3 protein-coding genes and 1 pseudogene are annotated in these 8,861 nt (G+C 63.9%); all 4 read left to right on the top strand.

Translation table 11 applies throughout. From position 1 onward, the window contains the following. Positions 1-62 precede the first annotated feature (62 nt). Positions 63-2,885 carry a TonB-dependent receptor gene (locus tag O0J73_RS11420; protein WP_006459395.1) on the top strand — a complete coding sequence of 941 codons (2,823 nt, stop codon included), beginning with the start codon at positions 63-65 and terminating at the stop codon, positions 2,883-2,885. A gap of 155 nt (positions 2,886-3,040) precedes the next feature. After that, on the top strand, positions 3,041-5,074 hold the full coding sequence (locus O0J73_RS11425) for a prolyl oligopeptidase family serine peptidase (RefSeq protein ID WP_197563924.1): 2,034 nt from the start codon (positions 3,041-3,043) through the stop codon (positions 5,072-5,074). A gap of 189 nt (positions 5,075-5,263) precedes the next feature. Continuing rightward, complete coding sequence (locus tag O0J73_RS11430) at positions 5,264-8,122, top strand: TonB-dependent receptor (protein ID WP_006459527.1); 2,859 nt, start codon at positions 5,264-5,266, stop codon at positions 8,120-8,122. Positions 8,123-8,310: 188 nt separating this feature from the next. Next, a pseudogene (locus tag O0J73_RS11435) lies at positions 8,311-8,861 on the top strand (peptidase); the annotation flags it as partial.

Raw genomic sequence — 8,861 nt, forward strand, 5'->3', positions numbered from 1 at the left:
CCGGACAGAAACCGAGCCCCGGGAAGGGGAAACGCGCTCTTACGATCACACGGAGTAATCGCATGTCTCGCAGTCGCTTCTTGTTCCCACGCCATCCGCTCACCTGTGCCGTGCTCAGCGGCCTGTTCCTTGCCAGCGCCAGCACCGCCGCCCTCGCGCAGGACAGCAAGAGTGCAGCAACCAACCTCGACCGGGTCACCGTCACCGGTTCGCTGATCCCGCAGACCCAGATCGAAAACCAGACGCCGGTGCTGACCATCAGCGCCGAGGCGATCCAGGCGCGCGGCTTCTCCAGCGTTGCCGAAGTGCTGCAGCAGTCCTCGCTCACTACTGGCGGCCTGCAGGGCGGCCAGACCTCCGCATCGTTCACCCAGGGCGCCGAAGCCGCCGGGATGTTCGGCCTCAACCCGGGCTACACCAAGTACCTGATCAATGGCCGGCCGATGCTGTCCTACCCGGCGCTGTACAACGGCAGCGACGCGTTCAACAACATCAGCGGCATCCCGATCGATATCGTCGACCGCATCGAAGTCCTGCCGGGCGGCCAGTCCTCGCTGTATGGCTCGGACGCCATTGCGGGCGTGGTCAACATCATCCTGAAGGAGCGCATGGACGGCGGCACGCTGAATGTCCGTGGCGGCGCGTATTCGGACGGTGGCGGCGCCAGCTTCCGGGTGAGCGGGGCCAATGGCTTCAACAGCCGCGATGATCGCTTCCGCGCGCTGGTCAACGTGCAGTACGAGAAGACCAACCCGATCTGGGGCTACCAGCGCGACATCACCAAGCAGAACAATCCGCGCGGCTATACCCGCCAGCTGCCCTCGAACGACTTCCTGGTCTTCGATGCTGACACCGATGACTTCCTGATGATGGATCCGAGCAACTGCGCCAGCGTTGCCGGGCAGTTCGATGGCACCACCATCCTGGGCACGCGCCGGGCCGGCCAGTCCTGCGGCTCGGCGTTCGGTGCCGGCTACAAGACGATCAAGAACAGCAAGGAAAGCAGCCAGTTCTATTCGGCGCTGACCTACGATGTGAATGACAACCTGCAGCTGTTCGGCGATGTGCTCTACAGCTACGAGACCGTCAAGTACAACACCGGTTCCGGCTACAACTACTGGGGCACGGACATCAGCATGGGTCCGTTCTTCGATCAGTCCAGTGGCCGCTATCTCGGCCTGCAGCGCGTGTTCGCCCCCGAAGACATCGGCGGTGGCGGCTACCGCGACATCATGAATACCGACCGCAGCAAGTCCTACCAGGTCACGCTGGGCGCACGCGGTGCGATCGGCAGCAACTGGGACTACGAGGCCAGCATCACCCGCGGCGAGTACAAGCTGAACGAGCGTGGCTACGCGCGCTGGAACGACCCGATCAACAACTGGTTCGCCGACAACGTGCTGGGCCCGGTGCTGGGTGAGACCGACGACGGCTACAACATCTACAACCCGAACTGGGGTGCCTTCTATTCGAAGCTGCCGGAGGGCGCTTTCCAGAGCTTCACCGGTTTCACCACCAGCCGCAGCCGCACCTGGCAGACCCAGACCCGCGCCCAGCTCACCAACAGTTCGCTGTTCAAGCTGCCCGGCGGCGACGCCGGATTCGCCGCCGTGGTTGAAGGCGGCAGCGAAGGCTGGACCTACACCCCGGATGCGCGCCTGACCGACGGCACGGTGTTCGCCACCACCGCCGTGGCGGGCAACGGCCACCGCAGCAACTATGCGGTGACCGGCGAACTGCGCCTGCCCCTGCACGACATGCTGACGGTCACCGCCTCCGGTCGCTACGACAACTTCAAGATTGCCGGGCATACCGTCGACAAGCCGACCTACAGCATCGGCCTGGAGTTCCGTCCGTTTGAAAGCTTGCTGGTCCGCGGCAAGTACGGCACCGCGTTCCGCGCACCCTCCCTGCCCGACGCCTTCCAGGGCAAGAGCGGTTACTACGCCAATGGCTCCAAGGATTACTACCGCTGCGGCCAGCTCGGTTTCGATCCGTCCAACACGGTCGATTGCCGCTACGGCAGCGTGTCGGTGTTCGGCACGCAGTCGGGCAATCCGGAGCTGAAGCCGATCACTGCCGATGTATGGAACGCGGGCCTGGTCTGGGCGCCGATCAGCAATCTCTCGGTGTCGCTGGACTACTACAACTGGAAGATCAAGAACGAGGTCAACACCCTCAGTTCCGACCAGTTGCTGCTGGCCGAGTACTACTGCCGCAACGGCCTGTCCAACACCGCCGGTGCCTCCTGCGAGGATGTGGCCAACTGGGTCACCCGTGATGCCACCGGTGCGCTGGAGGAAATCTACACGCCGAAGCTGAACGTGGCACGGCAGAACCTGGAAGCGGTGACCGCCAGTTTCAAGTACGTGCAGGACATCGGCCGCTTCGGCTCGCTGCAGTTCTCCAGCAACTACACCAACATGCTCAAGCGTGAACTGCAGCCGCAGCTCAACGACCCGTTCCTGGACCTGCTGGGCAACCCGTATGCGATGTGGGTGTACGACTCCTATGCCAAGGTCCGGGCCGACGGCTCGGTGGGCTGGGCAATCGACAGGTTCACCACCACGCTGTACTTCAACTACATCGGTCGCACGCCCAACTACATGTCCTACGTGGGACGCGGCTACGACTACGTTGACCCGACCTCCGGCTACAAGGCCGGCAAGTGGGGCTCGTACACCACGTACAACCTGAGCGTGAACTACCGCGCGATGGACAACCTGACGTTCTCGCTGATGGTCAACAACCTGTTCAACAAGGTGCCGGACAACCAGCAGCACTCCTACGCGGGCAACATCGACGTGCCGTACAACAACGCCCTGTACAACGCCTACGGGCGCGCGATCTACGTGCAAGCGCAGTACGACTTCGGCGCGAAGTAACCTCGTCCGCCCGGTGGACGCCCCGCGCCGGCGGGGCGTCCGTGGCGCGAGGCGCCTGGCGGTACACCCCGGCCATTCACGCGGAGTTGACGGAATCGGGACACTCGTTCATCTTCAGGTCATCTTGATGGATCAACGCCAAGGACGTCCCGAAGATGAACCACTCCACTGCAACCCGCACCGCCCTGGTGGCCGCGCTGGCGCTCGCCGCCAGCCAGGCCATGGCATCGCCTGTCCCGCTGCCGGTCGAGGACTTTGCCAAGATCCCCTCGATCCAATCCGTCTCGATGAGTCCGGACGGCAAGCAGCTGGTCGCCATCATCGCCGCGCCCGGCAGCAACAATGGCGACACCGCGCTGGCCAACTGGAACCTGGAATCCCCTGGCAGCAGCCCGGTTGCGATCACGCCCTCGGGCGACCGGATGAAATTCATCGCCGCCAGTGCCCTCAAGGCCGGGCGCAGCCTGGTCATCGGCCGCCAGGAATTGACGGCCCAGCTGGCCGGTTGCGGCGAAGGCAACGCCGTGGGTTCGACCAAGACCTTCCTGACCAAGGCCTACCTGACTGACACGCACCAGGCCAAGTTCGACGAAGCCTTTGCCGACAGCTCGCGCAAGCTTGGCATCAGTGAGCAGACCCAGCGCTGCCTGGAGATCGCCGGCACGGCCTCGCTCGTGCACTCGCTGCCGCTGGACCCGGACAGGGTGATCATTTCGCAGATCAACCAGTCCACGCTGTCGTCGAACTATTACCTGTTCAATCTGCGCACGGGTGAAACCTCCCTGCTGTTCCGCGGCGATGCCCGCTCCTCGCCGGGCCTGTTCCACCCCCGCGACGGTGAACTGCTGACCCGTACCCAGATCGAGCCCGCCGGTTCGAACGAGTACGAACAACAGATCCTGGTGAAGAACAAGAGCAGCGGCCAGTTCGAGAAGCACGATGCGCTGACCACCCGCCTGAGCGACCGCTACACCATGGATGTGGTTGGCATCGACGACCAGACGGGCAAGTTGTATGTGCTTACCGACAAGTTCTCCGAACAGGTGCAGGCCCGCCTGTACGACCCGGCCAAGCGCGCGTTCGACAACGAACCGTTGGCGGCCCATCCGCAGTACCCGATCGGTGGCCTGATCCTGGGTACCAAGCCAAGCAACTTCAATCAGGTACTCGGCTTCTACGTTGACGGTCCGCGCCGCGAAGCGGTGTATGTGGACCCGCTGATGAAGGGCCTGTACGACGGCCTGAAGCAGGCTTATCCGGACGCCTACGTCGCCATCACCGGCTACAACGATGATCTGTCACGCGTGCTGTTCACCACCAACGCGGCCAACCAGCCCACGACCTACCGCCTGTTGAGCGACCGCAAGCAGGTCACGGCCCTGGGCAGCGAGCGCCCCTGGATCGACGGCAAGCAGATCGGTGAACAGCGCTGGATTACCTACACCGCGCGCGACGGCCGCTCGATTCCGGCGATCGTCGATCTTCCGGCCGGTTGGAAACAGGGCGACGCACCGCTTCCGGCGCTGGTGCATCCGCACGGCGGCCCCTGGGCGCGCGACTATACCGGCTGGGACGTCTCGGGCTGGGTGCCGTTCTTCACCTCGAGGGGCTACGCGGTGATCCGGCCGCAGTACCGTGGATCGACCGGCTTCGGCCGCGAGCATTGGCTCGCCGGTGACAAGCAGTGGGGACTGTCGATGCAGGATGACAACGACGATGCCGCGGCCTGGCTTGTGCAGCAGGGCATCGCCGCCAAGGATCGCCTGGCCATCTTCGGCTATTCGTACGGCGGCTTTGCAGCGGCCGCCGCCACCGTGCGTGCGCCCTCTCCGTTCCAATGCGCGATCGCAGGCGCGCCGGTCACCGACCTCGCGCGGCTGGGTGTCTCCTGGAGCGAGAACAGGCTGCAACGGATCCTGCAGGGACAGACCGTCAAGGGCATGGACCCGATGCAGAACACTGCCAAGGCCAACATTCCCCTGCTGACCTTCGTCGGCGACCGCGACGTACGCACGCCGTCCTTCCACGCCAGGAACTTCTACAACGCCGTCAAGGACAAGGTGCCGGCAAAGTTCGAGCTCATTCCTGACATGCCGCACAGCATGCCGTGGTACCCCAGCCACTATCGGGCAACGCTGCCGCTGATGGCCGACTTCCTTGCCAAGGACTGTGGCCCGGGCGGCCTCTGACCGGAGCTGACCTCCAGCGTCTGGTATCCGACAACCCCGCTGCCCAGGGCGGCGGGGTTTTTTCATGCCCGATTCCTGAATTCACCATTAGCAACAACAAGTTACGTCACGACATCATTCACGTTGCATTTATTTTACGCGGCACATACACTCCATTAACCGAAGCATAACAAGTGGGGATCCAACAGCATGACCATCGTCAACCGCCTCATTACGCCAAGCCGCCTGCCGCTCGCCCTGGCAGTGCTCGCCTGCCTCCAGGCAGCTCCGGTTCTGGCCCAGGACGCAGGCAATACGGAAGCGGCGGCGTCAAGCCCCTCGCGTGACAGCAAGAAGGCGACCGATCTTGACAAGGTCACGGTCACGGGTTCGCTGATCCGTCGCGCCGACTACGAGACCACCTCGCCGGTGTTCACCATCGACACCGAGCGCAACGCCGCCCAGGGCCAGGCGACGGTCAGCGAGTTCCTGCAGAAGTCCGCCATCGGCGCCGCAGAAACCCAGATCACCAACCAGTTCGGCGGCTACGTCGTCGACGGCGGCACCGGCGTCCAGACCTTCTCGCTGCGCGGCCTGGGTGCCAACCGCACCCTGATCCTGCTGGACGGCCAGCGACCGGGTCCCGCGGGTACCCGTGGCGCGGTCGGCGCGTTCGACCTCAACGTCCTGCCGGCAGCAATCCTGCAGCGCGCGGAAATCGTCAAGGACGGCTCTTCGTCCATCTACGGCTCCGATGCGGTGGCCGGCGTGGTCAACCTGATCACCAAGAAGCACTTCGATCGTCCGGAAATGACCTTCACCGGCCGCGTTCCCACCGAAGGCGGTGGCGAAGTGTTCTCTGCCTCGCTCGCCAATGGCTGGAACTTCGAGAAGGGCAGCATCGTCGCCGCCGTCGAGTGGTACAAGCAGAACGAGCTGACCCGCGGCGATCGCGACTTCTTCAAGTGCAGCCGTGACCTGATCACCGATGGCAACGGCAACAACATCGATCGCCAGGATCATTCGATCCTGCGGGGCACCGACCTCGCCGGCTGCCAGAACATGCTGATGAACGTGATCGATGTCGGCGCCGTCCGCTACGTGCCGAGCCCGGAGGGCACCACCGTCGGTCCGTTCCCGGGCTACCGCCCGCGTGCGAACAAGACCTACGCCAACAACCCGATTGCGTACTACGAAGAGCCGCAGAACTTCGCGCGCTGGGGTGAAGGCAACATCATCAACAAGCAGGAACGCAAGTCCGTCTACGTCGCCGCCGACTTCGGCTTCGACTCGTTCAACTGGAAGACTCAGTTCCTGTACAACAACCGCACCACGGACAACTTCCAGTGGCGCCAGTTCTTCCCGACGGTCTACATCCCGGGCACGACCACCAAGGCCCAGCCGGTGATGCCGTTCAAGTCGGCGTCGAGCGTTGAGGTCGATTACTTCTACATTGCCAACAAGCTGGATGGCCTGTTCAAGGGCACCGAGTCGTGGGGCTGGGAAGTCAACGCGAACTACAGCCGCTCCAGCGGCAAGTACTCGACCCTCGGCATCCGCAACTCGATCACCGGTGATCTCGGTCGTCCGGGTACCGGCACCACGCCGGCGGCCAACTACTTCGACCCGGGCTACCTGAGTGGTGCCAAGGTCGACGAACTGGTCGGCATCCTGGGCATCACTGCACGTGGCAAGACCACCTACGACCAGGCCACCGTCAACGCCATCTTCTCCGGCAACCTGTTCGAGCTGCCGGCCGGTCCGGTGGGCGCAGCCTTCGGCCTGGAGTATCGCTACTACAAGATCAACGACCAGCCGGGCGAGGGCTACAAGGACCTGTGGGGTTCGAGCACGGCCGATGTCACCAAGGGTGATGACAAGGTCAAGGAAGCCTTCCTCGAGCTCGACATTCCGCTGCTGAAGGGCATTACCGGCATCGAGTCGCTGAGCCTCAATGCCTCCGGTCGTGTTTTCCGCTATGACTCCACCGGCAGCACCGAAAGCGTCTGGAAGACCGGCCTGAACTGGCAGATCATCCCGTCGCTGCGCCTGCGCGGCACCATCGGTACCTCGTACCGCGCACCGGGCCTGTACGAGCTGTTCCTGGGCAACCAGACCGGCTTCCAGCCGCAGAGCGCCATCGACCCGTGCATCCGCTGGGGCGAGAGCAACAACACCAACATCCGCGCGAACTGCGGCGCCGCCGGCATTCCGGATGACTACGTCGGAGCGGGTTCAAGCGCAACGGTCTTCACCAGCGGCGGCGCCGGCAACCTGAAGCCGGAAACCTCCACCGCCAAGAGCGTTGGCCTGGTGTTCACTCCCTCGTTCACCGATCTGAGCATTGCGATCGACTACTTCGACTACAAGGTCAAGGGCCAGATCACCTCGCTGGGCGCGGATGACATCGTTTCGGGCTGCTACGGTTCCACGACCTTCCCGAACCGCTACTGCGATCTCATGAAGCGCAATCCCACCACCGGGACTGACGCCAACTCGATCACCGAGGTGTATGCCCAGTACCTGAACATCAACGAGCAGCGCACCCGCGGCTGGGACATGACCCTGAACTGGGAGCATGAATTCAGCTTCGGCAAGTTCTCGCTGGACAACCAGGTCACCTACACCGTCGAAGACGTTGCCAACCTGTTCGACAGTGCCGAGGCCAGCGGCCTGTCCTCGTCGGACCAGCTGGGCCTGATCGGCCGTCCGAAGATTGTCTCCAACCTGGGCCTGAGCCTGGAGCGTGGCGATTGGACCTACAACTGGCTGACCCAGTACGTGGGTAAGACGGAGAACAAGAACCTCAATCCGGTGTTCACCTACCAGGGTCGTCCGAACTCCTACCGCGACCTGGTCGCCGAATCCCGCATCTATCACACGGTTTCGGTAAGCTACAAGCAGGCCGACTGGGAAGTGCTTGCCGGCGTGGCAAACGTGTTCAACGCCACTCCGCCGCAGGTTTCCACCGGTGCGACCACCAGCCGCTACGGCAACGTTGCTCCGTTCGCAACGCAGTACGACTACTTCGGCCGCACCCCGTTCGTGCGCCTGAAGTACCGCTTCTGATCCCAGCCTGACCGCAGTACCGACAGACCCGGCTTTTGCCGGGTCTGTCTTTTCCGGGCCACGAACCCGGCCCCTTGCGCCCGGCCATGACCTTCGACACCCTTGCGGGGCAGGCCGGCGGCGTATCGTTCGGCCCACGGCCGTCCCTGCGGCCCTTCCCTGACTCACTCGGCCTGGAGGCCATTCAAGTGACCCGTACTCCCAAGATCGTGCTGCTGACCCTGGCCGTTTCGGCCGCGCTGGTCGGCTGCGGCAAGACTGAAGCCCCGGCCAAGGACGCCACCGCCTCCACGCCGGCTGCCGCCGAAGCTACCCAGTACACCCTGGACGAAAGCAAGCTGCCGGCCTACAACGCCTTCCAGCCCAGCGACCTGGATACCAGCAAGGACGCCTGTGGCGCCTTCGGCGACTACGTCAACAGCAAGTGGCTGGCCGCCAATGAAATCCCGGGCGACCGCACCAGCTGGGGCGCCTTCACCATCCTCGACGAGCGTTCGGTGGCAGTGCAGCACCAGCTGGCCGAGCAGGTCGCGCAGGTGAAGAACCCGAACCACATCGAGAAGATCGTCGGCGACCTGTGGGCCACCGGCATGGACGAAGCCAAGATCAACGCGCAGGGCATCGAGCCGCTGAAGGCCGACCTGACCGCGATCGACGGCCTGCAGGACAAGGCCGCCATCGCCAACTACCTGCGCACCAGCGCGGCCAAGGGCGACAACGTGCTGTTCGGCTTCGGCGC

It is taken from the genome of Stenotrophomonas sp. Sm6012, assembly GCF_030985895.1.
GTDB classification, from domain to species: Bacteria; Pseudomonadota; Gammaproteobacteria; order Xanthomonadales; family Xanthomonadaceae; genus Stenotrophomonas; species Stenotrophomonas forensis.